29 protein-coding genes are annotated in these 26,342 nt (G+C 58.9%); 15 read left to right on the forward strand and 14 right to left on the reverse strand.

Annotation, left to right across the window (positions count from 1 at the left end):
- Window position 1 precedes the first annotated feature (1 nt).
- Entirely contained in the window at window positions 2–427 is a 426-nt protein-coding gene (locus BN5935_RS11010; protein WP_004291432.1) for a helix-turn-helix domain-containing protein, read from the reverse strand.
- 138 nt (window positions 428–565) lie between these two features.
- Here BN5935_RS11010 and BN5935_RS11015 point away from each other — a divergent pair, with 138 nt between their 5' ends.
- On the forward strand, window positions 566–865 hold the full coding sequence (locus BN5935_RS11015) for a helix-turn-helix domain-containing protein (protein WP_004291426.1): 300 nt from the start codon (window positions 566–568) through the stop codon (window positions 863–865).
- Between the two features lie 31 nt (window positions 866–896).
- Window positions 897–1,202: a helix-turn-helix domain-containing protein gene (locus tag BN5935_RS11020; protein WP_004291424.1), complete on the forward strand. Its 306-nt coding sequence runs from the start codon at window positions 897–899 to the stop codon at window positions 1,200–1,202.
- Window positions 1,203–1,279: 77 nt separating this feature from the next.
- Here the strand turns inward: BN5935_RS11020 and BN5935_RS11025 are convergent, their stop codons facing one another.
- Together BN5935_RS11025 and BN5935_RS11030 are read right to left on the reverse strand one after the other, a co-directional pair.
- Window positions 1,280–1,642, reverse strand: coding sequence for a hypothetical protein (locus tag BN5935_RS11025; protein ID WP_004291423.1), 363 nt, complete (start codon window positions 1,640–1,642; stop codon window positions 1,280–1,282).
- Between the two features lie 11 nt (window positions 1,643–1,653).
- Window positions 1,654–2,889 (reverse strand): site-specific integrase, encoded by a 1,236-nt coding sequence (locus BN5935_RS11030; protein WP_004291422.1) that lies wholly within the window; start codon window positions 2,887–2,889, stop codon window positions 1,654–1,656.
- Window positions 2,890–3,238: 349 nt separating this feature from the next.
- Between BN5935_RS11030 and truA the strand changes: the two genes are divergently transcribed.
- Both truA and BN5935_RS11040 read left to right on the forward strand, forming a co-directional pair.
- Window positions 3,239–4,018, forward strand: a complete 780-nt coding sequence (gene truA / locus BN5935_RS11035; protein ID WP_064976127.1) for a tRNA pseudouridine(38-40) synthase TruA — start codon at window positions 3,239–3,241, stop codon at window positions 4,016–4,018.
- Entirely contained in the window at window positions 4,015–4,203 is a 189-nt protein-coding gene (locus BN5935_RS11040) for a hypothetical protein (RefSeq protein ID WP_064976128.1), read from the forward strand. Before truA ends, BN5935_RS11040 begins: the two co-directional genes overlap by 4 nt.
- A 64-nt stretch (window positions 4,204–4,267) precedes the next feature.
- Here the strand turns inward: BN5935_RS11040 and lpdA are convergent, their stop codons facing one another.
- Window positions 4,268–5,644: a dihydrolipoyl dehydrogenase gene (lpdA, locus tag BN5935_RS11045; RefSeq protein WP_064976129.1), complete on the reverse strand. Its 1,377-nt coding sequence runs from the start codon at window positions 5,642–5,644 to the stop codon at window positions 4,268–4,270.
- Window positions 5,644–7,338, reverse strand: a complete 1,695-nt coding sequence (locus BN5935_RS11050; RefSeq protein WP_064976130.1) for a C69 family dipeptidase — start codon at window positions 7,336–7,338, stop codon at window positions 5,644–5,646. The genes lpdA and BN5935_RS11050 overlap by 1 nt, the downstream gene beginning before the upstream one ends.
- Window positions 7,339–7,574: 236 nt before the next feature.
- On the opposite strand from BN5935_RS11050, the gene BN5935_RS11055 reads away from it, so the two are divergent.
- From BN5935_RS11055 to proC, 3 genes are all read left to right on the forward strand, one after another.
- Window positions 7,575–8,801 (forward strand): WD40-like domain containing protein, encoded by a 1,227-nt coding sequence (locus tag BN5935_RS11055; RefSeq protein WP_064976131.1) that lies wholly within the window; start codon window positions 7,575–7,577, stop codon window positions 8,799–8,801.
- Window positions 8,802–8,872: 71 nt separating this feature from the next.
- Window positions 8,873–9,562, forward strand: coding sequence for a YggS family pyridoxal phosphate-dependent enzyme (locus tag BN5935_RS11060; RefSeq protein ID WP_064976132.1), 690 nt, complete (start codon window positions 8,873–8,875; stop codon window positions 9,560–9,562).
- Window positions 9,563–9,633: 71 nt separating this feature from the next.
- The gene (gene proC, locus BN5935_RS11065) at window positions 9,634–10,416 is read left to right on the forward strand and encodes a pyrroline-5-carboxylate reductase (protein ID WP_064976133.1); all 783 of its coding nucleotides are present in this window, start codon (window positions 9,634–9,636) and stop codon (window positions 10,414–10,416) included.
- A gap of 53 nt (window positions 10,417–10,469) precedes the next feature.
- On the opposite strand, the gene BN5935_RS11070 is transcribed toward proC, so the two are convergent.
- From BN5935_RS11070 to BN5935_RS11100, 7 genes are all read right to left on the reverse strand, one after another.
- Window positions 10,470–11,249, reverse strand: coding sequence for a glycosyltransferase family 32 protein (locus BN5935_RS11070; RefSeq protein ID WP_064976134.1), 780 nt, complete (start codon window positions 11,247–11,249; stop codon window positions 10,470–10,472).
- 25 nt (window positions 11,250–11,274) lie between these two features.
- Window positions 11,275–12,474, reverse strand: coding sequence for a peptidoglycan DD-metalloendopeptidase family protein (locus tag BN5935_RS11075; protein ID WP_204244907.1), 1,200 nt, complete (start codon window positions 12,472–12,474; stop codon window positions 11,275–11,277).
- 5 nt (window positions 12,475–12,479) lie between these two features.
- On the reverse strand, window positions 12,480–13,052 hold the full coding sequence (locus tag BN5935_RS11080; protein ID WP_064976135.1) for a DUF3109 family protein: 573 nt from the start codon (window positions 13,050–13,052) through the stop codon (window positions 12,480–12,482).
- Window positions 13,049–14,032, reverse strand: coding sequence for a D-alanine--D-alanine ligase (locus BN5935_RS11085; RefSeq protein WP_064976136.1), 984 nt, complete (start codon window positions 14,030–14,032; stop codon window positions 13,049–13,051). The genes BN5935_RS11080 and BN5935_RS11085 overlap by 4 nt, the downstream gene beginning before the upstream one ends.
- Before the next feature lies 1 nt (window position 14,033).
- Window positions 14,034–14,843 carry a nicotinate (nicotinamide) nucleotide adenylyltransferase gene (nadD, locus tag BN5935_RS11090; protein ID WP_064976137.1) on the reverse strand — a complete coding sequence of 270 codons (810 nt, stop codon included), beginning with the start codon at window positions 14,841–14,843 and terminating at the stop codon, window positions 14,034–14,036.
- A 1-nt stretch (window position 14,844) separates the two neighbouring features.
- Window positions 14,845–15,408, reverse strand: a complete 564-nt coding sequence (gene gmk / locus BN5935_RS11095) for a guanylate kinase (protein WP_064976138.1) — start codon at window positions 15,406–15,408, stop codon at window positions 14,845–14,847.
- Window positions 15,409–15,566: 158 nt separating this feature from the next.
- On the reverse strand, window positions 15,567–16,427 hold the full coding sequence (locus tag BN5935_RS11100; protein ID WP_064976139.1) for a YicC/YloC family endoribonuclease: 861 nt from the start codon (window positions 16,425–16,427) through the stop codon (window positions 15,567–15,569).
- Between the two features lie 191 nt (window positions 16,428–16,618).
- Between BN5935_RS11100 and serC the strand changes: the two genes are divergently transcribed.
- The 3 genes from serC (at window position 16,619) to BN5935_RS11115 (ending at window position 20,008) form a co-directional block, all read left to right on the forward strand.
- Window positions 16,619–17,689 (forward strand): 3-phosphoserine/phosphohydroxythreonine transaminase, encoded by a 1,071-nt coding sequence (gene serC / locus BN5935_RS11105; RefSeq protein WP_064976140.1) that lies wholly within the window; start codon window positions 16,619–16,621, stop codon window positions 17,687–17,689.
- A gap of 82 nt (window positions 17,690–17,771) precedes the next feature.
- The gene (locus BN5935_RS11110) at window positions 17,772–18,695 is read left to right on the forward strand and encodes a 3-phosphoglycerate dehydrogenase (RefSeq protein ID WP_064976930.1); all 924 of its coding nucleotides are present in this window, start codon (window positions 17,772–17,774) and stop codon (window positions 18,693–18,695) included.
- A 65-nt stretch (window positions 18,696–18,760) separates the two neighbouring features.
- Window positions 18,761–20,008 (forward strand): DUF1015 domain-containing protein, encoded by a 1,248-nt coding sequence (locus BN5935_RS11115; protein WP_064976141.1) that lies wholly within the window; start codon window positions 18,761–18,763, stop codon window positions 20,006–20,008.
- Window positions 20,009–20,061: 53 nt separating this feature from the next.
- Here the strand turns inward: BN5935_RS11115 and BN5935_RS11120 are convergent, their stop codons facing one another.
- Complete coding sequence (locus BN5935_RS11120) at window positions 20,062–20,640, reverse strand: hypothetical protein (RefSeq protein ID WP_064976142.1); 579 nt, start codon at window positions 20,638–20,640, stop codon at window positions 20,062–20,064.
- Between the two features lie 253 nt (window positions 20,641–20,893).
- Between BN5935_RS11120 and BN5935_RS11125 the strand changes: the two genes are divergently transcribed.
- The 5 genes from BN5935_RS11125 (at window position 20,894) to BN5935_RS11145 (ending at window position 24,467) form a co-directional block, all read left to right on the forward strand.
- Window positions 20,894–21,121, forward strand: coding sequence for a 4Fe-4S binding protein (locus BN5935_RS11125; protein WP_064976143.1), 228 nt, complete (start codon window positions 20,894–20,896; stop codon window positions 21,119–21,121).
- A 3-nt stretch (window positions 21,122–21,124) separates the two neighbouring features.
- Window positions 21,125–22,219, forward strand: coding sequence for a 3-methyl-2-oxobutanoate dehydrogenase subunit VorB (locus BN5935_RS11130; protein WP_064976144.1), 1,095 nt, complete (start codon window positions 21,125–21,127; stop codon window positions 22,217–22,219).
- Window positions 22,220–22,225: 6 nt separating this feature from the next.
- Window positions 22,226–22,993, forward strand: a complete 768-nt coding sequence (locus BN5935_RS11135) for a thiamine pyrophosphate-dependent enzyme (protein WP_064976145.1) — start codon at window positions 22,226–22,228, stop codon at window positions 22,991–22,993.
- A gap of 3 nt (window positions 22,994–22,996) precedes the next feature.
- A complete protein-coding gene (locus BN5935_RS11140; protein WP_064976146.1) occupies window positions 22,997–23,542 on the forward strand; it encodes a 2-oxoacid:acceptor oxidoreductase family protein in 546 nt (181 codons plus the stop codon).
- A 238-nt stretch (window positions 23,543–23,780) separates the two neighbouring features.
- Window positions 23,781–24,467 carry a peroxiredoxin gene (locus tag BN5935_RS11145; RefSeq protein WP_064976147.1) on the forward strand — a complete coding sequence of 229 codons (687 nt, stop codon included), beginning with the start codon at window positions 23,781–23,783 and terminating at the stop codon, window positions 24,465–24,467.
- A gap of 45 nt (window positions 24,468–24,512) precedes the next feature.
- Here the strand turns inward: BN5935_RS11145 and BN5935_RS11150 are convergent, their stop codons facing one another.
- Window positions 24,513–26,216: an LTA synthase family protein gene (locus BN5935_RS11150; protein ID WP_064976148.1), complete on the reverse strand. Its 1,704-nt coding sequence runs from the start codon at window positions 26,214–26,216 to the stop codon at window positions 24,513–24,515.
- Window positions 26,217–26,342: the final 126 nt, after the last annotated feature.

The raw sequence follows: 26,342 nt of genomic DNA on the forward strand, positions 1-26,342 counted from the left end.
CCTATGTCCTCCTTCCTTTTGGTTTGCCGCCCGTGCGCAGCGTGTGGTTGTGGAACAGGGTGTCTATTGTCCCTTCCTCGTTCCTTACTGTGTTGTCCTCCAATAGCCGCAGTATCTCGGAAAGGCGGTAGCGGCAGCTTCCGCGTACCACCACATACTCGATACGGTGGTCGGTGCGCATACGCTGCATGGTGCGCTTGCTCACGTTGAGCATCTTCGCCGCCTGTGCCGTGTCAAGCAGCTTGTCTTCGGTTTCCCGCTTCCGTTTCTTCTCGTCCCTTGCCTCGCGGATGTACCCTGCGATGTTCGCAATCTGCGCCATCATCTCCTTGTAGGCGGAACTTTCCATTGTTATCACTTTCATGTTCAGTCCTTTCTTTTTGTTTCTGCGACAAAATTCGGCAATAAACAAAAGGGGCTTTAACAACTCACTACGTGACTCACGTAAGATTTTTGCGGAAGATGGCTCCGTAACCCGGTCAAACGGCGCAACAGGCAGCCTTTCAGCGGAAAACGATACGTCTTGTATGCCGTTTCGTTACCTTTGCGGCAAACTCTAAATGACATGAATATGGAAATAGTATCTATCGAGAAAAAGACTTTCGAGATGATGGTGGCGGCATTCGGCGCACTCTCGGAGAAGGTCGCCGCCCTGAGGCGCAAAAGCGACACGGGGCGCATGGAAAGATGGCTCACGGGCGAGGAGGTCTGCGGGCAGTTGAGAATAAGCCCGCGCACGTTGCAGACGCTGCGTGACAGGCGGCTTATCGGCTACTCGCAGATAAACCGCAGGTTCTATTACAAGCCAGAGGAGGTGAAGCGGCTGATACCGCTTGTCGGCACGCTCTATCCGCACGGCAGATGATTTGATTTATTCACCCACTGAATCCGAAGTTATGATGAACGAGAACAACGATGTTTTTACGATGGAAGACGAGCCGATAGCCTCTGTGGTGCAGGATATGCGCAAAGGCTCGAAATGGCTGTCCGCATTTCTGGAAAGCTACCGTCCTCCGCTGGACGGGGAACGTTACCTGACGGACGGCGAGGTGTCGGAACTGCTCCGTGTGAGCCGGCGCACCTTGCAGGAATACCGCAACAACCGCGTGTTGCCCTTCATACTTTTGGGAGGGAAGGTGCTTTACCCGGAAACGGGGCTGCGCGGGGTACTGGAAGCGAACTACCGCAAGCCGCTGGAGTGAGGCGGTTTCATGAAAAAGTAAACGGGTGACACCTTTTGTGGTGCTACCCGTTTACTTGTCTTATGGGGTATGTGCAATCAGCAATACCCGGCTTTTCCGTTCTGTATGAACATCACGTATGTCTGCCGTTTCTCTTGTGAGAGTGCCTTTCCCACCAGCCATGTGCGGAACAGGTGGGTGTTGTAGGTATTCACCCTGAAAGCGACCGGGATGATGATTTCAAGGGCGTACACGTCCGCGTGCAGCCCGTTTTCAAGCTGCATGTAGCGGCACACCTCGTAGTCGTTCAGCACGTCCGACTTGCGGACGGCTCTGATGGCGGCGTTCACTGCCGGGACGGTCGTATGGAACAATCCGGCTATTTCGGTGGCGGTCATCCACACGTCGTTACCGGTTACGCTGACTGCCTTGTCCTCGATGATGATTGTGTCACGTTTCATGGCTTTTCTTTTTAGATGGTGCAACCTGCAAATTCCTCGACGCCGTTCAATCTTGCGGCAAGGTTCTCCATGTCCTGATTGAGCTTCTCTTTGGTTATCTTTGCGTAAATCTGCGTCGTCTTTATGCTCTTGTGTCCGAGCATGGAGCTGACCGTTTCGATGGGAACACCGTTGGAGAGGAATATCGTCGTGGCTGCCGTGTGGCGGCTCTGATGCCACGTGATATGCTTGGTGATGCCGCAACGCTTGGCGACGGCACGGATACCGGCAAGGCACGTGTTATAATGCGGAACGGGAAATATCCTGCCGTCCCCGCACAGTCCCCGGTATTTGCCGATTATGCGGTTGGCGATGTCGAGCAGGCGGATGTTGGACACCACGCCCGTTTTCTGGCGGTTGATGTTTATCCACTCGTGTTCGTCGAAGTAGGTGCGGATATTCTCTTCCGTAAGGTTGCGCATATCCGCGAACGACAGCCCCGTGAAGGCGCAGAACAGGTAGAGGTCGCGGTACAATTCCTGTTTGGCGTTTTTCAGTTTCCCCTCCATCAGCAGGCGGATCTCATCTTTGGTCAGGAAACTGCGTGTTGTTTCCTCCTTCTTGATTTCATACTCGCGGAACGGGTCGCGCGTCAGCCACTCGTTGTTGATGGCGATGAATACCATCGTCCGTAACGGGCAGACGTACAGCCACACGGTATTGGTGCAGCAGTGCTTGTCCGTGCGCAGGAACATCTCGAAGTCGGAGATGAAAGCCGGGGTAAGCTCTTTTAGGGCGATGTCCTTCACATGGTAGCGGATGTCGAGGAACTCTTGCATGTGCTTGTAAACGGTGCGGTACTTCAGCAGCGTGCCTTTGGCTTTCATGCCTGCCTCCACCTGCTTCTCGTAGTCCTCGTTGTGCTGGCGGAACACCTGCATCAGCGTGTGGTAGCGGTGTTCCAGTCCGAGAAAGGCGTTCTTCACCTTCTCCGCCGTGACGAAGTTGTCACGCTCCATGATTTCCTGATAATGCCTGTTGATGCGTACCCGCATCTTGTCAAGCATACGGTTCGTTTCGAGTGCCGCCGTGCTTCTGCCCGTGACACGTCCACCTTTGGTGTCCCACAGTTTCGGATCGACAGTCAGTTTGCAGCTGAACTGTGTCTGGCTGCCGTCCACCGTGATGCGTCCCATGACGGGAACTGTCCCGTCCTTTTTCACTACCTGACGCTTGAGGTAGTAGATTACTGAAAATGTACTCTTCATTGTCCTTAATTTTTGGGTTTCAAAATTAGTTGGTGAAGAGTCCGGTGTTGGTACGCAAAACGGGGAGGAACGGCGCAATCTTTTTCCGTAACCTGATTTTTCGCATGAGTTATGGATAACTCACTATTCCTTAGAGCCTTGTTTCGCTATTCGTACCCGTTTGTCGCATTTTCGGGCATGGTTACGAACAAGTAACGTAGCGGCGTCAGGATTTGGCTTCGGCAGGGATTGTAATGGCTTCACGGATTATCGCCACTTCAACCAAAACCCTTGTAACTCAATTCTATCACTATATCTTTCCGCATTTCACTTTTTTGTAGTAACTTTGCATTGCAAACTATTCTATGCTATGCGCTATTTCCTCGAACTCCGGTACAACGGAGCCGCCTACTGTGGCTGGCAGCGGCAGCCCGACATGCCCACGGTTCAGCAGACGCTGGAGCGGGCATTGGCTACCCTGCTGCGCGAGCCGGTCGAGGTGACGGGCGCCGGACGCACCGACACGGGGGTCAACGCCGCCTATTATGTGGCGCATTTCGACTGTACGACACCCGTCGTGGACCCTGCGCAACTGGTCTACAAGCTCAACTTCCTGCTGCCGGGCGACATCTCCGTCGGGAGCATGACGCCCGTCGAGAAGGATGCCCACGCGCGTTTTCACGCCTGCGAACGGGAATACCGCTATTTCATCGAGCCGCGCAAGAATCCCTTCACGCGGCACCTGACATGGCAGTACTATGTGCCGCTCGACATCGGGCGGATGAACGAGGCGGCGGTCCTACTGACGGAATACGACGATTTCACCTCTTTCGCCAAGCTCAATTCGAACAACAAGACCAATATCTGCCGCGTGCGGCAGGCCGTGTGGACCGTCGACGAACGCGGCACGATGTGCTTCACGATCCGTGCGGACCGGTTTTTGCGCAATATGGTCCGGTCGGTCGTCGGCACGCTGGTCGACGTGGGACGCGGACGCTATGCGCCCGCGGAGTTCCGTGCGATCGTCGAGAGCCGCGACCTGTCGCGTTCGAGCGCGGGAGCCCCGGCACAGGGATTGTTTCTGAGCGACGTATGCTACCCTCCGGAAATTTTCGAACGTCAATGTTATACTAAATTCAAATTGCTATGATTGGAACAATTATTTGGCTGATCGGCCTCGTATGCGCAATCTGGTGCGTGATGGACATTTTCAAGAAGAACATCTCCACGGCCGGAAAGGTGATCGCATCGATCATCGTGCTGCTCACCAGTTGGCTGGGACTTGCGGTCTATTATTTCTACGGCCGCGACCATTTGCAGGAGTGGTTCCGGTAATCCGCGGCAGAGGTAAAAGAAAAGGGAGGTTTTGAAACCTCCCTTTTTCTGTCGATGGACTTGGTTACAGGTGGATCGCCGCCCCCATTGCTGCTTCGGCGGCCTCCATGACACCCTCGTTCATCGTCGGGTGGGCGTGGATCGTGCGGGCTATCTGGTGGGCTGTGGCGCCCAGCGTGCGCGCCAGCGTCGGCTCGGCCAGCATTTCGGTCACCGATGCTCCGACCATGTGGGCTCCCAGCAGGCGGTCTTCTTCGTCGAAGAGCAGTTTGATGAATCCGTCGCGGTCGCCGGCTGCCGTCGCTTTGCCTGATGCTGTGAACGGGAAGCGTCCGACCTTATAGGCGATGCCGCGCTCCTGCGCCTGCTGCTCGGTCATGCCGACCGACGCCACTTCGGGCTGGGTGAAGATGCACGACGGGATGGTCGTGTAGTCCACCGGCGCGGGGTTCAGTCCGCAGATGGCCTCCACGCAGCAGACGGCCTCGGCCGAAGCCACATGCGCCAGCGCCGGGCCCGGCACGATGTCGCCGATGGCGTAGACGCCCGGGACATTGGTGCGGTAGAATTCGTCCACGACGACCTTGTCGCGCTCGACGGCGATGCCCAGTTCTTCGAGGCCGATGTTTTCGATGTTGGATTTGATGCCCACGGCCGACAGCACGACCTCGGCAGAAAGCGTTTCCGCGCCCTTTTTGCCTTCGATCTCCACTTCGCAAACTCCTTTGGCGTTGACCTTCACGGCTTTCACCGTGGTCGAGGTCAGCACCGCCGCACGCAGTTTGCGGAACGCACGCTCCATAGTCTTCGACACCTCCTCGTCTTCGAGCGGCATCATGCGGGGCATGTACTCGATGACGGTGACCTTGACGCCCAGCGCGGCGTAAAACCACGCGAACTCGCTGCCGATGGCCCCCGAACCCACGACGATCATCGACTCGGGCAGGCGGCCGAGCGTCAGTGCCTGCCGCGACGAGATCACATGCTCGCCGTCGACGGGCATGAACGCCATTTCGCGCGGACGTGCTCCCGTGGCGAGGACGATGTGATCGGCCTCGTATTCCGTACCGTCCACGTCGAGCCGTCCCGGGGCCGTGAGACGTCCGAATCCGGGGATGAGGTCGATGCCGTTCTTGTTGAGCAGGAATTGCACCCCTTTCGACATGGTTTCTGCCACGCCGCGTGAACGGGCCACGATCTTTTCCAGATTCGGCCGAATCTCTCCGGACGCTTCCAGCCCGTAATGTTCCGCGTTTTTGCAGTAGCCGTAGACCTGTGCGCTTTTCAGCAGCGCCTTGGTCGGGATACAGCCCCAGTTGAGGCATACGCCGCCCGGCTCGGCACGCTCCACGAGCGCCACCTTCCGGCCCAACTGCGCGGCACGGATCGCCGCCACATAACCTCCGGGGCCGCTGCCCACGATGATGATGTCGTATTTCATTATTTTACCACTTTCAATATTTCTCCGTTATCGGCAGCCACGGCGCGTTTCCACTTCTCGTTGTAGCCCGGGAACTGGATCTTGTCGGGAATCTGCCTTCCGTTGCCGTTGTCCACGAAATGAGCCGCGCTGCCGTCGCCGTCGAGGAACGACAGTACGTCGCCGTGCTCGCTCTTCACGTTGCCGTCCATGTATTTCACCAGCAGGTAATTATTGAGTTTCTGCCAGCGGTCGAAAAGCTCCTGCGCCGTCGAAACGCTCAACTCCGTGAGGTAGTTGCGGCGTGCCGCGGGCGACATCCGTCCCACCCGGGCGTTGACCCGCTCGACGTTGACCAGCATGTCGTTCTCCCACTTGTCCACGACCTTGCGGATGTCGGCCGAAATCATGTCGTAGCGCATGTAGGCGAAATTGGTCGTGCGGTTGAAGAGCCAGAACGCCGACGTGGGCGAATATTCGAGCATCGAGCCGTTGCCCTCGCGGAAACATTCGGGAACCTCCTGCGCCGAGCAGAAGATCGGCGTCAGGCACGAGGTCGCCGCATCGTCCACGCCGAACCAGAGGATGCCCATGTCGCGCGTTACGTTGGGCCGGGCCTGCGCCACGAACCAGAATCCGGTCTGCTGGGTGGCCGTGGCGCGCTCGTTGACGTATTTCACGCCGTCTACCTCGAACTCCATCGGACGCCAGCGGTAGGGGCAGTTGTGGCCTCCGGCACCGATGTCGGCGGTCATGTCCATCGGGGTGCCTTCGTAGTGGTCGCGCATGCAGTCGAAGAGCGTCTTGGGCGACACTTTCGTGCGGGGCTTCACCCACAGCGGCATGCGGTTCTCCTTGTTGTGGCCCATCGCATAGTCCACATATTGGTCCATGTCGTCGGCCACGGTGCGGAAGAACGCCCACACGCGGGCTTCGCAGGCGCGCAGGGCTCCGAAATCGAGCGGAGCATAGGCGTCGCAGAAACTGAAATCCTCGTCCGGGCCCTTGTAATAACCCATCTCGCGGGCGAACGAAATCACGTCGGGCGAATAGAGACAGTTTTCGGGATCGTTCTTCGGGAAGGTCGTGATGCGGGCCTGATTGGCGTGCGCCGAAACATAGCCGTCGGGAATGCGGCGGGCCACCCAGACGATGCCTTTGCGGGCGTTGCCGCCCTTGCCGTCGTCCTTGAAACCCTTGCCGATCAGCTCCATGATCCACGCCTCGTCGGGATCGGCGATCGAGAACGATTCGCCGCTCGACGCATAGCCGTAAGTGTTGGCCAGATCGGCGATCACGCCGATGGCCTCACGGGCGGTTTTGGCCCGCTGCAACGTAATGTATATCAGCGACCCGTAGTCCATGCGTCCCGTCGAATCCTCCAGTTCGCCGCGGCCTCCGTAGGTCGTCTCGCCGATGATGAGCGAGTGCTCGTTCATGTTGCCGATGGTCGAATAGGTCTCCCGGACCTGCGGGATGTCCCTCAGGTAGCGGCCCGTGTCCCATTCGTAGACGGGCAGCATCGCCCCGTCCTTGAATTTGCCGCCGGGGGTGTGGTACAGCGCGCCGTAGAGCGCGTGGGAGTCTGCCGCATAGGTGACCATCACCGAACCGTCGGTCGAAGCTCCTTTGGTGACGATGAAATTGGTGCAGGCCGATGCCGCGCCGTAGGCGACTGCGGCTGTCGCTGCAAGAATCAATCGGAGTTTTTTCATTGTTTTTCAGGTTTTGACATCAAAGATAGTAAAAAGCGGGACGACTGCAAAACCGGATTGCGTTCGGTTCGGCAGAACGTTCCGACCTCCTAAAGGTGCCGTTAACGGCACCAAAGATAGATAACAAATCCAATAATGGCAAAAATCCGTTATATTTGTATCGAATATGCTCACTGCATATCCCGGAAATACCCCCCCCCGGTGCGGAGGTAAGAAATTGCAACTTAATTGCTTGTATGAAAAAACTTTTGCTGTTGCTCCTCTCCGGGGCGATCTTCGGGGCCTGTTCCGACAAAAAGGTGCGTCTGGTTCTGGTGACCGACATCGTCATGCCTCCCGAATCGTGGACTTTTACGCCCGGCGACGGGGTGACCGTTTCGGCCGAGGGGTTCGAGGCCGACGACGAGATCATGTTCGAAATCTACTGGGAGGAGGGCGCCGGGTCGTTCGCCCCGAACGGTTATGCCAAAGGCGTGCGGGGGATTGTCACGCAGCGTACTGCCACGAGCATCACCTTTCTGGCCCCGGGGCACTACCCCGCTTCGACGACCCGGGTGTTGCTGTTCCGTCAGGGTAAGATAATGCCGCTGGGCACGATCCGTGTTGCCGACGGAACTCCGAAAGCCGCGGCGATTTACGGCATTTCGGCCTCCGATACCGATGAAACCCTGATCGAGCGCATCGACCCGGTGACGGGTGCCGTGACGAGGGTTCAAATGCTCAACATCGGGCAGGGACTCGACTGTGCGGTGGGCGTTCCCGGTTCGGGCTGGCTATTCGGCATCAGCTCCGGGGCGATGACCGGCTTCGACCTTACGATGAATTACTACAACGATTTCGGAGGGCAGGATTACCGGTTTGCCGGACAGGTCTCCGACTCCTATGTGGCGCTTCTCTCCTATGACTCGGAGCGGCTGAGGCTGACCACGCAGACCGCGACCCGGTCCGATTATTCCCCGGCCCCGGTCTCGTGGCCGATGCCCGAGGAGGTTGTGCAGACGCTTGTCGTGCAGCCGTTCGTGGTGGTCGGTTCCAATCTGTTGCTGGCGCAGCGCAATGCCGACGGCACCTGCACTCCGGTTCTACTGGGGATTCTCGGCGGTTCGGGGACGGGCGAGAACGTGGAAGCCGATGCGATGGTCCCGTTCTGGACAGCGGTCCCTTCGGCGACGGAACCGGACCGGTTGGTGCGGGTCGGAGGCTATGCCGTGTCGAAAGATGGCGAGACGCAGTTGCGGTTGTTCGACATGGCCGGTGACGGCACTTTCGGTGAGATGCTGGCCGAGGTTCCGGGCACGGTGCTGTCGGTTACGGAGTATTCGCCCGATAAGGATACGCTGGAGATTTGCCTGCTTTGCGAGTCGGGCGGCGTGCGCCGCATCCATATCTACGATGTGCTGAAAAAGACACGGCGGACGCTTCCCGGGGAGTTCGGCTGTTCGCAGATCGTGGCGGCAAAATAGGCGCTTTTTCCCGGGAGGTTTCGTGTTTGTACGAATTTTGCGTATTTTTACCGGGAAAAACTGAAAAACCAATGTCTGATATAGCTTGTCAACTGTCGTTCGTGCGCTCGACGCTTCCCGAAGACGTCACGCTGGTCGCCGTGTCGAAGACACACCCCGCGGAGATGATTCGCGAGGCCTATGACGCCGGGCACCGCATCTTCGGCGAGAGCCGTCCGCAGGAACTGCGTGAGAAATACGAGGTCCTGCCCAAGGATATCGAGTGGCACATGATCGGCCACCTGCAGACCAACAAGATCAAATACATCGCGCCGTTCGTGGCGCTGATTCATTCGGTCGACAGCGCCCGACTGGCTGAGGCCATCCAGCGCGAGGCGGAGAAATGCGGGCGGACGATCGAGATACTGCTGGAGATACACGTCGCCGAGGAGGAGACCAAAACGGGCTGGGATGTGGGTGAACTGATGGAGTATATCCGCACGGCGCCCTTTGCCGGGATGCCGAACATCTGCGTGCGCGGCGTCATGGGCATCGCCACCAACACCGACGACGGCGCGGTGATCCGCCGCGACTTCAACGAGCTCCGCCGCTGCTTCGAACTGCTGCAACCTTACTTCGGGCCGCGGTTCGACACGTTGTCGATGGGCATGTCGCACGACTACCCGCTGGCCGTCGAATGCGGTTCGACGATGGTGCGCGTCGGCTCCCTGATCTTCGGCCGGCGTAAGACGCCGGTTTCAGCGGGCAACGATATGCAATAATGCTACACCCGTCTTTGCGCCCCGGAGGGTTGACGGCGAAATAACGATAAGTATACTAAACCAGACAGACTATGAAAATCGGATTTATCGGATTCGGAAATATGGCGCAGGCCCTCGCGCACGGCTTGGTCCGCGGAAAGGCCGTTGAGGCCGGGAATATCGGCGCCTGCGCGCGCGACCGTGCGAAATTGCAGCGCAACACGGAGCCCCACGGGTTCCGGGCTTTCGACGATGCCGCGGCCGTCGCGGAGTTCGCCGACATCGTGATCGTCGCCGTGAAACCCTATCAGGTCGAGGCGGTCGTGACGCCCGTCCGGGAACTGCTGGCGAAGAAGATCGTCGTTTCGGTGGCCGCAGGCGTCACGTTCGATGATTACGAGCGGATGCTCGTGCCCGGTACGGCCCACCTGTCGACTATCCCCAATACGCCCGTCTCGGTCTGCGAAGGCATCGTCGTCTGTGAACGCCGCCATTCGCTGTCGGATGCGCAGTGGACATGCGTCGAGGGGCTGTTCTCGAAACTCGGGATCGTGATCCGGATGGATACCGCCCTGCTCGATATTTCAAGCACCGTCTGCGGCTGCGGTCCGGCGTTTGTCGCCATGTTCATGGAGGCGCTGGCCGACGGCGCCGTCAAACACGGCATTCCGCGTGCCGACGCCTACCGGATGGTGAGCCAGATGGTCGCCGGAACCGGAAAGTTGCAACTTGTGACGGGGCAGCACCCCGGGGTGATGAAAGATGCCGTCTGCTCGCCCGGCGGCACGACGATCGTGGGCGTCGCCGAGTTGGAACACAAGGGTCTGCGCGGTGCGGTCATCGCCGCCGTCGATGCCGTGCAGAGCAAATCGTAATAAAATCCCTTCCAAAAAATAGGAGAAAGGGCCCTCTGACAGGGCCCTTTCTCCTATTTATGCAGTCCGAGTCCGCGCATCAGGCTCTTCCACCAGCGCGAATACCATTTCTTTTTTTTGCGGGGCTTTTCCGGCCGCCAACTGCCGATACAATGATGTATGGCGTAATTTCCGGGGGCGGCTTTTTCCGGATACGCTGCGATGGCCGCCGAGGGATGGATGCGGATGCCCTCGTCCAACTCCTGTGCTATGTCCCTGTATTTCAGTCCGGCCGGCCGCGCATGGTAGGCCATGATGTCGGGCGCTATGATTTTGTCGTAAAGCGTACCGTCCCCGAGGATGAAATGGTGGCTGTCGTACCAGTCGAGACAGCGTTTGGTGAACGGATGTCCCGCCGTGACACCGAATGCCCCCGACTGCAAACCCACCCCTACGTCCGGGAACAGGTCGGATACCAATACCTCCCCCTCTTCCGAAATGTAACCTTTGGCGATATTCCGGGCCAGCACCGTCTCTTCGGTCTCTATGGCCGCGAACATCTCCGCATCGAGCAGGTCGTCGAACGGTTTGAGCGTCTCGACGTCGGTGTCCAAGTAGATGCCTCCCTCCCGGTAGAGCGCGTAGTGGCGGATGTAGTCGGCGGCGAAAGCGTATTTCTTCCGTTCGACCGCCTCCCGGACCCATGGCACGGAGTTCACGTCGAAACGGCTCTCGTCCCAGCGGACGATTTCGTATCCGGGCATCACCGTGCGCCACGATTCCATGCACAGCCTGATCCGGTCGGGATATTTACCCCCCCCCAGCCAGCAAAAGTGGATTTTCTTAGGTATCATTTCTGATGGATTTCGGCCGGCGTCGTTACCGGATGCGCAGCGAACGCCCGATTTGCAGGATGGTGGTCGACTTGATGCCGTTCAGCCGGCAGATGTTCGACACCGTCGTTCCGTTCCGGCGGGCGATGGCGCCCAGCGTATCTCCCGAGCGGATTTTGTAGTATTTCATGGCGGCCTTCTCGGCGGCTTCCTTCTTGTCCTGCTCCTCGTTGGCTATCTCGTCGTCGAAATCCTGTCCGGCGTTGGAGTAGATGCTGAAGAACGATTTTTTCAGCAGGAACGTCTCGCGGCTCAGCGTGCCGTTCTTGAAGTCGATCAGACGCTCGGGGTCGAACGACTGCCCGTAGTAACGGGTCTCGAAATGGAGGTGGGGACCCGTCGAACGGCCCGTCGAGCCGCCCAGACCGATGATCTGCCCCGCCTCGACCCATTGTCCGGGCTCCACCATGCGTTCCGACAGGTGGCCGTAGTAGGTCTCCAGCCCGTTGTCGTGGCGGATGATGACGAGGTTGCCGTAGCCGCCCTTGTTATACTGCGAGATGCGCACGCGGCCGCAGAAAGCGGCGTAAATCGGGTCGCCCATCTTGAGCGGCAGGTCCACGCCCTGATGCTGGCGCCGGCGCCGGGGGCCGTATTTACCGCGCGGATGCACGGCGCCCTGATAGGGGCAATGGTAGCTCGTCAGCGAATCCACGAGGTCGATGACCACCGATTTGGGCATCCCCGACATGTCGACTTCCCGGTAGGGAAAAAGCGTCGACGTGTCCCAGTATTTCTCGAAGATGGTGCTGTCCTTGGCGATTTCGCGGTTGCGGATGTATTTCCATGAGTTGTTGCTGTAGAGGATCACCTGCACGGCGTCGTTGTCCGTCGTGAGGGTGTCGATCACGGTCAGCCCGTTGGAATCGAAGATGGATTCGATCTTCGTGGGACGAAGGCGCAACTGTAGTGCGGCGATGGAGTCGGCTGCCGCCTGCTCGGGGCTGACGACCGGTGCGGGGGCCGGTTCCGGCTCCTCCGCATCCCCGGCGAACTGCTCGGCGATGACGAGGCTGCGGAGCGAGTCGATCAGCGAGGCCTGCCGGGACGTTACGGCCAGAAGCGAGTCCGCAGCAATGACTTCACTGTTTTTTGCGGCGGTCCGCGACCGTGCGTTTTTGGGCTTGCGTGCTTCCGCGGCGAAGACCAGCGAGAGGGCCGCGAGTGTCAACAGGTATTTTTTCATATCTTTCATTGTTGTCTGATGAGTTCTTCGGCCGTTTCCAGCGCCTTGTAGAATTCCTCGCCGAAGCGTCGGACGATCGGTTCCCGGAGGGCCTTGTAGACCGGGATGCCCAGCTTCGCACCGCACCGGCGGGCCGGTGCGCACACCGACCAGCGGTGGTAGTTGAGCCCCACGGTACCGTTCGAGAAGCGCATCACGCGGATGGGATAGAGGTGGCACGAGATCGGTTTGCGGAACGGGGTCCTGCCCTCCTGCCACGCTTTTTCGATGGCGCAGAGCGTCACGCCGTTCTCCTCGTAGGTATAGGCGCACTCGGCGTCGCCGACCAGCGGCGTCGTCAGGTCGCCGTCCTCGTCCACGACCATGAAACCCTGCCGTTCGACGGACTCGATGCCTTCGGGCGTCATGTAGGGCTTGTAGTTGGGGTATTCGCGTTCGAGGATTGCGACTTCCTCCTCTTCGAGCGGCGCTCCGGCGTTGCCCTCGACGCAGCAGATGCCCTTGCACTGTGCGATGTCGCAGGCGAAGCATTCGCGCAGCAGGTCGGCGCTCACGATTTTGTCGTCGATCTCGATCATTTGCGGCATGTGTCTGCGATGATGATGTCATAGAGTTCCCCGAGCGACATGCCCATTTCGCGGGCCTGCTTGGGGACGATGCTCCCGGCGCTCATGCCGGGGATCGAGTTCAGCTCGATGAGATAGGGTTTTCCCGCCGGGGTGACGATGAAATCCACCCTTACGACGCCCGAGCAGCGGCATACTTTGTATGCTTCGCGGGTCATGCGGTTCAGCTCGGCCCTGACCTCGGGGGCGATGTCCGCCGGGGTGATCTCGTCGGAATACCCGGCGGTGTATTTGGCCTCGTAGTCGAAGAAATCCTTTTTGGAAACGATCTCCGTGATGGGGAAGATATATTCCTTTCCGCCGGCGATCATCATTCCGCAGCCCATTTCACGCCCTGCGATGCACTCCTCGATCAAAATTTCATCGTCCTGAGCGAATGCCGCGTCGATGGCCGCGGGCAGTTCCTCCGGGGTGTGGACCTTCGTCACGCCGAACGACGAACCGCTGGCGTTGGGCTTCACGAACAGCGGCATGCCGAGGTCGGCGACGATCTTCGCCGCGTCGAACGCTTCGCCCCTGCGCAGGAAAATTTCGCGGGCGAGGTTGACACGGCCCGCCAGCGTGCGCTTGGTGGTGATCTTGTCGAAGGTGATGACCGACGAGGTCATCGAGCACGACGAATAGGGAACGCCCATCATGTCGAGGTATCCCTGTAACTTACCGTCCTCGCCGGGCGTGCCGTGGATGATGATGAGGGCGTAGTCGAATGCCTTGTGGACACCGTCGACGGTGATCGAAAAGTCGTTCTTGTCGACCTGCCACCGGCGGCCGTCCGGCGCCGTGTAGTGCCAGTCGCGGTGGTGGAGGTCGACGACCGTGATGTCGTATTTCGTGTGGTCGAGGGCCGCTTCGATCTGTGCGGCGCTCTGGAGGGCGATCTCCCGCTCGGGCGAATCTCCGCCGGCCAGAAGAGCTATCTTCAAACGTGTCATTTCAGGGATTGTATATGTCTTTGTATCGGAATTCCAGTATTTCCTGCACCATCCGGGCGAACTGCCGGGCCTCGACATGCTCTGCGTCGATGCGCAGCACGGCGTTGAAGTCGTTGAGCGCCGGGCCCCACTCGCCCATCCGGTAATGGAGCCTGCCGCGCTCGATGTAGAGCGCCGTGTCGTCCGGAGCCTCGGCGATCCGTGCCGTGAGGGCCGCGATCCGTGCCGCGGGGCTCCACAGCCCCTTGCGGCGGATGTAGGCGGCGACGCCCTCGTCGAGCATGGCCGAGGTATCCTCGCCCCGCCCGATGCGGTCGCGCACGTCCGTCGACGCGAAATCCTGCAAAGGGGCGTCCGCCAGCAGCGTGATGCGCCCCTCGAATCCTTCGGCCGGTTCGCCCCGGCGGGGATAGACGTAGACCGGATATTCGAGGATTTTCTCGTACTCCTTCCAGCCATCGAGCCGGGCGATTTGGTCGCTGCCCATCAGGATCGAGAACTGCATGTCGGACCCGAAGTTTTCCTTGAGGTAACGCAGGGTATCTATTGTGTATGAGGGCTTCGGGAGCAGAAATTCCACGACCGACGGTTTGATTTTTTCCGGATATTTCGAAGTGGCGCAGGCGATTTCGGCCATTTCGAAACGGTCCATTTCGGGAGCCAGTTCGTCGGCCGCCTTGTAGGGGCTCTGCGGCGAGACGACCAGCACGACCTCGTCGCAAAGCGTCTGTTCGACAGCATACTCCGCCAGCGCGATGTGGCCTTTGTGCACGGGGTTGAACGACCCGAAATAGAGCATCACCCGTTTCATCCTACCGCGCGATGAATTGGTCGAGAATACTGCATGTACCGCCCACGGCCTCTTCGAGACAGTCGTTGACGACCACATGGTCGAACTCCGGGGCCTTCGTCAGTTCGAATTCCGCCTTGGCTACGCGGCGCTCGATCACCTCCGGGGCGTCGGTGCCGCGGGTGACGAGCCTCCGGCGCAGCTCCTCGATCGAGGGCGGCATGACGAACACCGAGCAGGCGTCGTCGCCGAAGATGCGCTTGAGGTTGATGCCGCCGATCACGTCGACGTCGAAGACGATCACATGGCCCTTGGCCCAGATGCGCTCGACCTCGCTGCGCAGCGTGCCGTAGCAGGTGCCTTTGTAGACCTCCTCCCACTCCACGAAGCGGTTTTCGGCCACGGCCTTCATGAACTCCTCCTGCGAAAGGAAATAGTAATCCACTCCGTCGCGCTCCTGTCCGCGGGGTGCGCGGCTGGTCGCCGAGATGGAGAACTCCAACTGAGGATAACGCTCCAGCAGGTGCCGGACGATCGTGGTTTTGCCCGAGCCGCTCGGGGCCGAGAATATGATGACTTTTCCCATAATCAGATGGCGATTGATTTTATGTCGGTTAGCAACCCGGTCTCCTGTTGTCGCCGCCGTTGGCGTCGTTTACAAGTCTGACCCCACCCCAAACCCCTCCCTCGGGAGGGGCTTATCGCATGCGACCGGGTTGTCAGCCGGAATTCGTCTGGATATTTCTACAATATATTCAACACTTGTTCCTTGATCTTCTCCAGCTCGTCCTTCATCTTGACTACGAGGATTTGGATGTTCGACTCGTTGGCCTTCGAACCCATCGTGTTGATCTCGCGGCCCATTTCCTGAGCGATGAAGCCCAGCTTGCGGCCTGCGCCCTCCTCCCCTGCGGCCACCTCGCGGAAGTATTTGCAGTGGTTGGTGAGGCGCACCTTCTCCTCGGTGATGTCCAGCTTCTCGAGGTAGAAGATCATCTCCTGCTCCAGCCGGTTGCGGTCCACGTCGACGGGGAGTTTCGAGAGGTTGTCCAGAATGCGGTTGCGGACCGTCTCCGTGCGGGCCTTTTCGAAAGGAACCACCTCGTCGCGGTACTGCTCGATCAGCTCCACGCGGCGCAGCAGGTCGGCGATCAGGATCGCCCCCTCCTGTGCGCGGAAGGCGTCGAGCTGTGCGGCGGCGGCCTCCGCAGCGGCGATCAGCGCGGTGTGCTCCTCCTCCGAAATGGCTTCGGACTCGGTGGACACCACGTCGGGCATGCGCATGATGACCGGCAGGATGGCGTCGTAATCGGCGTCGATGCCTGCGAACGCGAGCGTGTCGTTCATCTGCCGCAGGTATTCGCGGAAGACCTCGCGGTTGATGCGGGCCGGGGTCTCGACCGTCTGCGACTCCACCGAGACGAAGACGTCGACCTTACCCCGCTGGAGCGTGCGCGTGATGACGTTGCGGAGTTCGTTCTCCGACTGGCGGTAGACGGCCGGAAGCCGCAGCGAGAGGTCCATCTGTTTGGAGTTGAGCGAACGGATCTCGACCGTGATCTTTTTATTTTGGAGCGTGGCCTCGCCTTTGCCGAAGCCGGTCATTGATTTTACCATGTGTGGATGAGGACTTGAATTTCCTGCAAAAATAGTAAAAACTATCCAAAAAGAGGCGCATTCTTTCTGCGGAATGAAATTTATTTGGCTATCTTTGTATTTATAATTTTTTTTATTTACATTTGTGTTAGTAAACTAACAGTTAGGAGTCAGATCATTCAAATCACATACGAATCATTATGAAAAAGCACAATTTCAATGCGGGACCTTCCATCCTGGCGGACGAGGTCATCGAAAATGCGGCCAAGGCAATTCTCGACTTCAACGGATCGGGTCTTTCGCTGCTTTCGATCTCTCACCGGACGAAGGATTTCGACGCCGTGATGGAGGAAGCCGACCAGCTTTTCCGGGAATTGCTCCATATTCCGGACAACTACAAGATCATCTATCTGGGCGGCGGTGCAAGCACCTATTTTTATGAAATTCCCGCGAACTTTCTGGGCAAGAAGGCCGGTTATGTGAATACGGGTGTCTGGGCGAAGAAGGCCATCAAGGAGGCCAAGCGTTACGGCGAGGTCGAAGTGCTGGCATCGTCCGAGGACAAAAATTTCACCTACATTCCCAAGGGCTTCGCCATTCCGGCCGACCTGGACTATGTGCATATTACCTCTAATAATACGATTTACGGTACGGAGTACCACGAGGACCTCTCGTCGCCCGTGCCCCTCGTTGCCGACATGTCGTCGGACATCCTCTCCCGCCCGGTCGACGTTTCGAAATACGCCATGATCTACGGCGGAGCACAGAAAAACCTGGCTCCCGCGGGCGTGGCTTTCGCCATCATCCGCGAGGACATGCTCGACAAGATCGTCCGCGACCTGCCGTCGATGGTGTCGTTCCGCACCCATGTCGAGAACAACTCGATGTTCAACACCCCGCCCGTCTTCCCGATCTATGTGCTGAAGGAGACCCTCAAGTGGCTCAAGTCGATCGGCGGCGTTCCCGAGATCTACCGCCGCAACAAGGAGAAGGCCGCCCTGCTCTACGACGAGATCGACCGCAACCCGCTGTTCTGCGGTACGGCCGTCAAGGAGGACCGCTCGCTGATGAACATTTGTTTCGTGATGGCCGAGGGATACGAAGACCTCGCCGACGAGTTCATGGCGTTCGCCAAGGAGCGCGGCATGGTCGGCATCAAGGGCCACCGTCTGGTGGGCGGTTTCCGCGCGTCGTGCTACAACGCCCTGCCTAAGTCGAGTGTCGAGGCGCTGGTGGCCTGCATGCGGGAGTTCGCCGAAAAACACGCGTAACAGCATGTGCCCGACCATCGTCCCGCTGATGCGGGAGACGAAGAGAGAACAGGATATTTATTTTACGTCATTGATCGATACTATGAAAATACTGGTTGCAACGGAGAAGCCTTTTGCCAAGAAGGCCGTCGACGGAATCCGCGGGATCGTGGAAGATGCCGGCTATGAACTGGCGCTGCTCGAGAAATACACCGACAAGAGCCAACTGCTGGAGGCTGTGGCCGACGCGGATGCACTGATCATCCGCAGCGACAAGGTGACCGCCGAGGTCATCGCCGCGGCGAAAAACCTGAAGATCGTGGTCCGCGCCGGTGCGGGTTACGACAATGTGGACCTCGGGGCGGCTTCGGCGCGGGGCATCGTGGTGATGAACACCCCGGGCCAGAACTCCAACGCCGTAGCCGAGCTGGCGCTGGCCATGATGATCTACATGTCGCGGAACCGCTTCACCCCGGGTACGGGCATGGAAATTCAGGGCAAGACCCTCGGCATCCACGCTTACGGCAACGTCGGCAAGCTGGTCGGCCGCAAGGGAAAGGCGTTAGGCATGAATGTTGTCGCATACGATCCGTTCATCACCGACGAGGCGGTCTTCGCGGCCGACGGCGTGAAGAAGGTGGCGTCGGTCGAGGAGCTTTACAAGGCGTCCGACTTCCTGTCGCTGCACATTCCCGCCACGGAGCAGACCAAGGGTTCGATCGGCTACGACCTGCTGATGTCGATGCCCAAGGGCGCGACGCTGGTCAACACCGCCCGCAAGGAGGTGATTGACGAAGCCGGTCTGGTGCGTGCCCTGACCGAGCGCGAGGACCTGAAATATATCACCGACATCGCCGCCGGCAATCAGGCCGAGCTGGATGAGAAGTTCGGCAAACGGGTTTTCGCCACGGCGAAGAAGATGGGCGCCGAGACTGCCGAGGCCAACATCAACGCCGGTCTGGCGGCTGCCAGCCAGATCGTGGATTTCCTGAAGAACGGCAACACGCGTTTTCAGGTCAATAAATAGACGATAAATGTATCGGGAAAGGCGGGTGCGGAAACGCCCGCCTTTTTCGCCTAAAACAAGACTTTATGGTACGAATAAAACCTTTCCGCGCGGTCCGTCCGCCGCAGGAGCATGCCGCCGAGGTAGCGTCGCGTCCCTACGACGTGTTGAATTCCGCCGAGGCCAAGGCCGAGGCTACGGAGCGTTCGCTGTTGCACATCATCAAACCCGAGATCGATTTCGAGCCCATCGCCGACGAACATTCCGAGCCGGTTTACGACAAGGCGGTGGAGAATTTCCGCAAATGGCAGTCCGAGGGATGGCTCCGGCAGGACCCCGAGGAGTACTATTATATCTATGCGCAGACGATGGAGGGCCGCACGCAGTACGGACTGGCGATGTGCTGCCACTTCGAGGATTACCTCTCGGGGGCGATCAAGAAGCACGAGCTGACGCGGCCCGACAAGGAGGAGGACCGCATGATCCACGTCCGCAACCAGCAGGCCAACATCGAGCCGGTGTTCTTCGCCTACCCCGATAATGCCGAGATCGACGCCATCGTCGCCGACGTGGTGAAGAACAACGCTCCGGAGTACGATTTCACGGCCGCCGACGGCTTCGGGCACCAGTTGTGGGTCATCCGCGACCGGAAGACCAACGACCGCATCACGGAGCTGTTCGCAGGCATCCCGGCGCTGTATGTCGCCGACGGACACCACCGCACGGCTGCCGCCGCCCGCGTGGGGGCCGAGTGCCGCGCGAAGAACCCGAACCACTCGGGCTGCGAGGAGTACTGCTATTTCCTCGCCGTGACCTTCCCGGCCAACCAACTGCGCATCATCGACTACAACCGCGTGGTGAAGGACCTGAACGGCCTGACGCCCGCCGAACTCCTCGAAAAACTGAAGGAGTCGTTCACGGTCGAGGACAAGGGAACGGAGGAGTACCGCCCCACGGCCCTGCACAACTTTGCGATGTATCTCGACGGCCGCTGGTGGAGCCTGACGGCCAAGCCGGGCACCTATGACGACAACGACCCGATCGGGGTGCTGGACGTCACGGTGCTGTCGAATCTGGTGCTGGACAGGATTCTGGACATCAAGGATCTGCGCACGTCGAAGCGCATCGACTTCGTGGGCGGCATCCGCGGTCTGGGCGAATTGAAACGCCGTGTCGACAGCGGGGAGATGAAGGCGGCTTTCGCCCTCTATCCCGTCTCGATGGAACAACTTATCCGAATCGCCGACACGGGCAACATCATGCCTCCGAAGACGACGTGGTTCGAACCCAAGCTCCGCTCGGGGGTGGTGATCCACTCGTTCGAAGAAAAATAATTGAAAAAGAGCTGCCTTTTCGGGCAGCTCTTTTTTTTGCAGGGTGTTCCGGACTATTTCCGGGTATTGTTGGCGATCGACGCCAGCGCGCGGTAGAGCTCCGCGAAGACGCGGGCGACGACCACGATCAGGAATCCGTAGATCGGGAAGAGCAGACACGACCAGATGCTTCCGCCGACCAGATTGCCCATTCCGAGGGCATGGCCCATCATTCCGGAGCTGTCGCCCAAGAAGAGGGCGGCCACCAGCGACAGGACGAACCCGCCGACACCGACGTACATGCCCAGCCACTCGCCGCAGGTCTGGAGGAAATGCGAGAAAACGGGGATGGCGACGAATTCGTCACCGTCCTGCGACGATGCGTTGACCTTGTCGCGGCGGTTCCACCAGATCTGGAATCCGAACCACGAGAGTCCGCAGATGATGAGGAAGAGCACGATGAACGCCACGACGAACTTGCCTCCCGCGTTGAAGACGTGGTTGTCGATGGCCGCTACGAGCACCCCGATGGGAACCAGCAGGTTGAGCGCCGCCAGCAGCGTGTAGAGCCAGCGGAACGGTTTGCGGAAGAACGCTCCGTCGTCGATGAGTCCGAGAATGGGGTCAAGGAAGGTGAAGAATTTGTTTTCCATAAGGCATTGGGTTTTGGTGGTTGGTTGTCCGGAAAAATGACCGGATGCTATAAAATTAACACTTTTTTCGTTATGTCCGAACTTTTCGGGCGCTGAATTTTCTGAAACAGGGACAGTTGACCCTTTTGGAGTGTAAACGTTTTTTTAAAGAAGCGTTGTTTTATCACGGATCGGCGATTTTTTATAACGAAAAACAAGCCAAGGCATGGAATTTTTCGTATATTTGTAAGCAACTTAACAATACTATAGCGTTATGGCTAAAATCAAAGGAACAATCGTTGTCGATAAAGAGCGCTGCAAGGGGTGCGGGGTCTGCGCCTCGGCCTGCCCGTGCGACGTGCTCGCTCTGTCGGCAGAGGTAAACAGCAAGGGCTACCCCGTGGCGCGGATGGTGAATCCCGATGCCTGCACGGGCTGCGCTTCGTGTGCGGTGATCTGTCCCGACAGCGTCATCACGGTTTATCGTCAAAAATTCGAATAGGCTATGGCAGAGAAGGAAGTAAAACTGATGAAAGGCAACGAAGTGATCGCCCATGCGGCCATTCGCTACGGTTGCGACGGATATTTCGGATATCCCATTACCCCGCAGTCGGAGGTGATGGAGACCCTGATGGAGCTCAAACCGTGGGAGACCACGGGCATGGTGGTGCTGCAGGCCGAGTCGGAGATCTCTTCGATCAACATGGTCTACGGCGGCGCCTCGACCGGCAAGCGGGTGATGACCTCGTCGTCGAGCCCCGGCATCAGCCTGATGTCCGAGGGGCTGAGCTATCTGGCCGGTGCCGAGCTGCCCTGCCTGATCGTCAATTGCCAGCGCGGCGGTCCGGGGCTGGGTACGATTCAGCCCTCGCAGGGCGACTATTTTCAGGCCTGCAAGGGCGGCGGCCACGGTGATTTCCACCTGATCGTGCTGGCTCCGAACTCCGTGCAGGAGATGCACGACCATGTGGCCGAGGCGTTCGATCTGGCGTTCAAATACCGCAATCCGGCGCTGATCCTCGCCGACGGCGCCATCGGGCAGATGATGGAGAAGGTCGTGCTGGCGCCCCAGCGTCCGCGCAAGACCGACGAGGAGCTGAAGGCCGAGTGCGGTTCGTGGGCCACGCAGGGCAAACCCGCCGGCCGGGCGCGCAATATCGTGACCTCGCTCGAATTGCAGTCCGAGAAGATGGAGATCATCAACAAGCGCCTGCAGGAGAAATACAAGGCCCTTGAGGAGAACGAGGTGCGCTACGAAGCCATCGAGTGCGACGATGCCGACTACGTCATCGTGGCGTTCGGTTCGTCGGCCCGCATCTGCTCGGCGACGGTCGAAATGGCCCGCGCCGAGGGGCTGAAGGTCGGCCTGCTGCGTCCGATCACCCTCTACCCTTTCCCCAAGAAACAGCTTGCCGAACTGGCGGCCCGCGGCGTCAAGGGATTCCTCTCGGCCGAACTGAACGCCGGACAGATGGTCGAGGACGTGCGGCTTGCCGTCAACGGCAAAGCCCCCGTCGAGCATTACGGGCGTCAGGGCGGCATGATGTTCAATCCCGACGAGGTGCTCGACGCGCTCAAGGAAAAACTGATTAAAAAGTAAAAGACGATGGCAGAGGTTGAAATCAAAAAGGAGAATCTGGTTTATACGAAACCGGCGCTCATCACCGATAATGTCATGCACTACTGCCCCGGTTGCAGCCACGGTACGGTGCATAAGCTCGTCGCCGAGGTCATCGAGGAGATGGGGCTCGCGGAGAAGACCGTGGGCGTTTCGCCCGTGGGCTGCTCGGTGTTCGCCTACAACTACATCGACATCGACTGGATCGAGGCGGCGCACGGACGCGCACTGGCCGTTGCGACGGCCGTGAAGCGGCTCTACCCGCAGAATCTGGTCTTCACCTATCAGGGCGACGGCGACCTGTCGGCCATCGGTACGGCGGAGTCGATCCATGCGGCGGCGCGCGGCGAGAACGTCGTGGCGATTTATATTAATAATGCGATTTACGGCATGACCGGCGGCCAGATGGCCCCGACCACCCTGCTGGGCATGAAGACCGCGACGACCCCCTACGGACGCGATCCGCGGCTGAACGGCTATCCCTACAAGATTGCCGAGATGATGGCCCATCTGGACGGTGCCACCTACATCACGCGCCAGAGCGTGCATACGGCGGCCAACGTGCGCAAGTGCAAGAAGGCGATTCGCAAGGCGTTCGAGAACTCGATGGCCGGCAACGGTTTCTCGATGGTCGAGGTCGTCTCGACCTGCAACAGCGGCTGGAAACTCTCGCCCGTGGCTTCGAATCAGTGGCTGGCCGAGAACATGCTGCCCTACTACCCGCTGGGCGATATCAAGGACGTTAAAAACGAGTAAGCTATGAAAGAGACGTTGATAATTGCAGGATTCGGAGGACAGGGCGTCCTCTCGATGGGTAAGATTCTGGCTTACTCGGGCGTAATGCAGGATTTCGAGGTGACGTGGATGCCCTCCTACGGTCCCGAGATGCGCGGCGGCACGGCCAACGTGACAGTGATTCTTTCCGATAGGAAGATTTCGTCGCCCATTGCCCACGAGTTCGATACGGCGATCATCCTGAACCAGCAGTCGATGGAGAAATTCGAGCCGATGGTCAAGCCCGGCGGCGTGCTGATCTACGACACGAACGGCATCACGCGCCATCCGGTGCGCAAGGATATCGAGGTCTACGCGATCGACGCCACGGCCGAGTGTGCGAAGATGGGCCAGGCCAAGCTGTTCAACACGATGATTCTGGGCGGTTACCTCAAGGTGCGTCCTGTAGTCGGGATGGAGAACGTGATGGTGGGCCTGAAAAAGTCGCTCCCCGAGCGTGCGTGGAAGATGCTTCCGGCCAACGAGGAGGCCATCAAGCACGGCGGCGAGATCATCCGCAAAGTTCGCTGATTCGTGCGGAACAAGAAAATGAGGCGTCCCGAAAGGGGCGCCTTTTTGTTGTATCGGGCCGACCGAACATGCCGCAGCTCCTAACCGAAACCGTCGTTTGTGTAGACCGATTCGTGCAAGATCGCAAAACGGTGAATAACATGTCGTTAAAAGTACTATTTTAGTGGATGAAAGAATAGGTCATATGTTGAAGGGCATTGATTTTGCGTGCCCGTCATTAACTTTAAAATTTCAGACTATGGAAAAGAACGAACAGCAGATGCCGCGTCTGGGCGAACCCGTTCCGGCATTCGAAGCGATGACCACCAGAGGGAAGATCAGCTTCCCGGGCGATTACAAGGGCAAATGGGTGATCTTGTTCAGCCATCCCGCCGACTTTACTCCGATCTGTACGACCGAGATACTTACGTTCGGAGCCCGCATGGCGGAGTTCCGGGCGCTGAACTGCGAATTGGTCGGTTTGTCCGTGGACAGCCGCAACAGCCATATCGCATGGCTGAAAACCATCCGCGAGAAAATCGAGTACAAGGGCATGAAGGATATAAAGGTCGAGTTTCCGATCATCGACGACGTTGCGATGAAGGTGGCGACGCTCTATGGCATGATCCAGCCCGGCGAGAGTCAGACGGCAGCCGTGCGGGCCGTCTTCTTCGTCGATCCGAAGGGCGTGCTGCGGGCGATGATCTACTATCCGCTGGCGCTGGGCCGCAATTTCGACGAGATCAAGCGCGTGCTGGTCGGCCTGCAGACCATCGACGCTTTCGGCATCGCACTGCCTGCCGACTGGCGTCCGGGCGACGAGGTGATCGTGCCGATGAAGGGCGACGATCAGGAGAAGATTCCCGAAGGGGCCAAGTGCTACGACTGGTTCTTCTGCACCAAGCCGCTCCCGAAAGAGGAGATCGAGAAGAAGATCGGCAAGTAGGCCGGACAAGCAAGCGAGGCGCCCCGAAAAGGCGCCTCGCTTCTGTTACAGCCGGGATTTGAAATAGTCGGTTCGCAGCAGGATGTCCGAGACCCGCCACAGCTCTTTCCGGTATTGCCGGACCGAATCGCTCCGGTTGCCGCCCACCCAGCCGCTGGAGTGGTCGGCGGCGCAGTCGCTCTGGTGACGGAAAACGCTCTCGCCCAACCCGTGAAAATCGTAGTCCTGTGCGTGCATCAGGTCGAGCAGGCTGGGATAGATGTCGATCTGTGCGATGACGTTTCCCGTTTCGGCCTTCAGCGGTGCATTGAGGATGAAGAGCGGGATGTAACGGTCGCTCAACTCCCGTTTTTCGCGCCCTTCGTACTGGTTGCGGGTAATGGAGTCATGGTCGCCCGTGATGACGATGATGCTCCTGTCGTAGAGCCCGCACGCCTTGAGCGAGTCGATGAACCCGCCGAGACAGCGGTCCACATACTGCGCAGTGACCAGATAGTATTTGGCCTCTTCGTCCGGGATGTCGGCATTGTTCAGCGGACTTTCGATATCCGACTTCGTGTATGGTCCGTGTCCCGACATCGTAACCATCTGGGCATAGAACGGCTGCGGGAGTTCCTTCAGGATTTCGAGTCCGTTTTTGTACAGTTCCTCATCGGCGCGGCGCATCGGTCCGCGGCTCAGTTCGTAATGATATCTGTCGAATCCGTAACTCTTCGAGGTGGCCTCCTGATTCCAGTAGTGGCGGGAGTCGCAGATCAGCGATGCGGAGGTATATCCTCTCCGGGCCAGTGCTTTGGGTAACGCCGGATAGGTATTCCGGCAGCCGTAAAGGCTGGCTGCCGCCCCGCTTTCAAGCGGCAGCAGTCCGGCGTTGAGCATCAGTTGTGCGTCGGACGACCGCCCGTCCTTCACCTGCGGCAGCACCCGCGGGAAATAGAGTACGCTGGTGTCCCGGGCCAGCGAATTCAGGAAGGGCGTTGCCTCCGTGCCGTCGATCTCCAGTCCGATCGGCCAACTGCCCAACGATTCCGCCAGCACGACGATCAGGTTTCGGCGATGGTCCGCCACGATCGGTTCCCGGGAGGCGCGGCGCTCCGCGGCTTCGACGAACTGCGCGGCATATTCGCTCTCCTCCGCCGAACATCCGTGCAGGTAGGCGGCCTGATAGGACCAGTAGCCGATCAGTCCGTATTTGTGAAGGCCCACCATGATTTCGTTCCGGAACCAAGGCCATGGGTGTTTGAACTCATTGGGGTCATTGAAATACGGTGGAATGGTGGTGACGACGATCAGCAGCAGGCTGACGGTCAAACCCGTGGTGCGGAGGCGTCTCCCCCCCCCTCCCGATATACGGCGTCCGAAAAGGATATACCCTGCGGCAAAACAAACCGACGGAAACACGATCCACAGGTCTGAGGCCCGCATCGAGGCGCAGATGCTCGGGCCGAGCCCCCGGAGGTTGTTCACCATCAGGTAGGAGTTCAGCGGCATGATGCTGTAATAAATACGGTAATACCAGACGTTCGACAGCAGGTAGAGATTAACCAGCACGATCCAGAGAAACAACCAGCGTTTCCGGTACAGAAACCAGACGGGAAGCGCCAGCAGCATGGCGTCCGCGGCACGCTGGGCCCAGATGGCAAAATAGTGGTGATGGTAAATGTCCCATACCTCATCTACGATCGTCAGGGTGATGTAGAAAGCCAGTGTCAGCAGCAGATAGGTCGCTATCCTTCCATAACGGCCCATTCGACCGGTGGGTAAGTCCGGTCGTTCGGGGTTTTGCATACGAAGTTTCATTTGACGGTGTATCTTTTACAACCGAAGACCGTGATGGGACGGTTTTCGGGAAAAACGGTTCAGCAGCGAAGAATC

Source organism: Alistipes provencensis (assembly GCF_900083545.1).
In the GTDB taxonomy this organism is placed as follows: domain Bacteria; phylum Bacteroidota; class Bacteroidia; order Bacteroidales; family Rikenellaceae; genus Alistipes; species Alistipes provencensis.

Bases quoted from the DNA above. Each gene is read 5' to 3' on its own strand.
- nadD (WP_064976137.1), bottom strand. From the start codon at position 14,843: ATGAAACGGGTGATGCTCTATTTCGGGTCGTTCAACCCCGTGCACAAA.
- proC (WP_064976133.1), top strand. From the start codon at position 9,634: ATGAAAATCGGATTTATCGGATTCGGAAATATGGCGCAGGCCCTCGCG.
- BN5935_RS11150 (WP_064976148.1), bottom strand. From the start codon at position 26,216: ATGGGCCGTTATGGAAGGATAGCGACCTATCTGCTGCTGACACTGGCT.
- BN5935_RS11025 (WP_004291423.1), bottom strand. From the start codon at position 1,642: ATGAAACGTGACACAATCATCATCGAGGACAAGGCAGTCAGCGTAACC.
- BN5935_RS11120 (WP_064976142.1), bottom strand. From the start codon at position 20,640: ATGGAAAACAAATTCTTCACCTTCCTTGACCCCATTCTCGGACTCATC.
- BN5935_RS11080 (WP_064976135.1), bottom strand. From the start codon at position 13,052: ATGATCGAGATCGACGACAAAATCGTGAGCGCCGACCTGCTGCGCGAA.
- BN5935_RS11130 (WP_064976144.1), top strand. From the start codon at position 21,125: ATGGCAGAGAAGGAAGTAAAACTGATGAAAGGCAACGAAGTGATCGCC.
- BN5935_RS11110 (WP_064976930.1), top strand. From the start codon at position 17,772: ATGAAAATACTGGTTGCAACGGAGAAGCCTTTTGCCAAGAAGGCCGTC.
- serC (WP_064976140.1), top strand. From the start codon at position 16,619: ATGAAAAAGCACAATTTCAATGCGGGACCTTCCATCCTGGCGGACGAG.
- BN5935_RS11020 (WP_004291424.1), top strand. From the start codon at position 897: ATGATGAACGAGAACAACGATGTTTTTACGATGGAAGACGAGCCGATA.
- BN5935_RS11055 (WP_064976131.1), top strand. From the start codon at position 7,575: ATGAAAAAACTTTTGCTGTTGCTCCTCTCCGGGGCGATCTTCGGGGCC.
- BN5935_RS11145 (WP_064976147.1), top strand. From the start codon at position 23,781: ATGGAAAAGAACGAACAGCAGATGCCGCGTCTGGGCGAACCCGTTCCG.
- BN5935_RS11125 (WP_064976143.1), top strand. From the start codon at position 20,894: ATGGCTAAAATCAAAGGAACAATCGTTGTCGATAAAGAGCGCTGCAAG.
- BN5935_RS11015 (WP_004291426.1), top strand. From the start codon at position 566: ATGAATATGGAAATAGTATCTATCGAGAAAAAGACTTTCGAGATGATG.
- BN5935_RS11115 (WP_064976141.1), top strand. From the start codon at position 18,761: ATGGTACGAATAAAACCTTTCCGCGCGGTCCGTCCGCCGCAGGAGCAT.
- BN5935_RS11100 (WP_064976139.1), bottom strand. From the start codon at position 16,427: ATGACCGGCTTCGGCAAAGGCGAGGCCACGCTCCAAAATAAAAAGATC.
- BN5935_RS11135 (WP_064976145.1), top strand. From the start codon at position 22,226: ATGGCAGAGGTTGAAATCAAAAAGGAGAATCTGGTTTATACGAAACCG.
- BN5935_RS11060 (WP_064976132.1), top strand. From the start codon at position 8,873: ATGTCTGATATAGCTTGTCAACTGTCGTTCGTGCGCTCGACGCTTCCC.
- BN5935_RS11075 (WP_204244907.1), bottom strand. From the start codon at position 12,474: ATGAAAAAATACCTGTTGACACTCGCGGCCCTCTCGCTGGTCTTCGCC.
- BN5935_RS11030 (WP_004291422.1), bottom strand. From the start codon at position 2,889: ATGAAGAGTACATTTTCAGTAATCTACTACCTCAAGCGTCAGGTAGTG.
- gmk (WP_064976138.1), bottom strand. From the start codon at position 15,408: ATGGGAAAAGTCATCATATTCTCGGCCCCGAGCGGCTCGGGCAAAACC.
- truA (WP_064976127.1), top strand. From the start codon at position 3,239: ATGCGCTATTTCCTCGAACTCCGGTACAACGGAGCCGCCTACTGTGGC.
- BN5935_RS11085 (WP_064976136.1), bottom strand. From the start codon at position 14,032: ATGACACGTTTGAAGATAGCTCTTCTGGCCGGCGGAGATTCGCCCGAG.
- BN5935_RS11070 (WP_064976134.1), bottom strand. From the start codon at position 11,249: ATGATACCTAAGAAAATCCACTTTTGCTGGCTGGGGGGGGGTAAATAT.
- lpdA (WP_064976129.1), bottom strand. From the start codon at position 5,644: ATGAAATACGACATCATCATCGTGGGCAGCGGCCCCGGAGGTTATGTG.
- BN5935_RS11040 (WP_064976128.1), top strand. From the start codon at position 4,015: ATGATTGGAACAATTATTTGGCTGATCGGCCTCGTATGCGCAATCTGG.
- BN5935_RS11140 (WP_064976146.1), top strand. From the start codon at position 22,997: ATGAAAGAGACGTTGATAATTGCAGGATTCGGAGGACAGGGCGTCCTC.
- BN5935_RS11050 (WP_064976130.1), bottom strand. From the start codon at position 7,338: ATGAAAAAACTCCGATTGATTCTTGCAGCGACAGCCGCAGTCGCCTAC.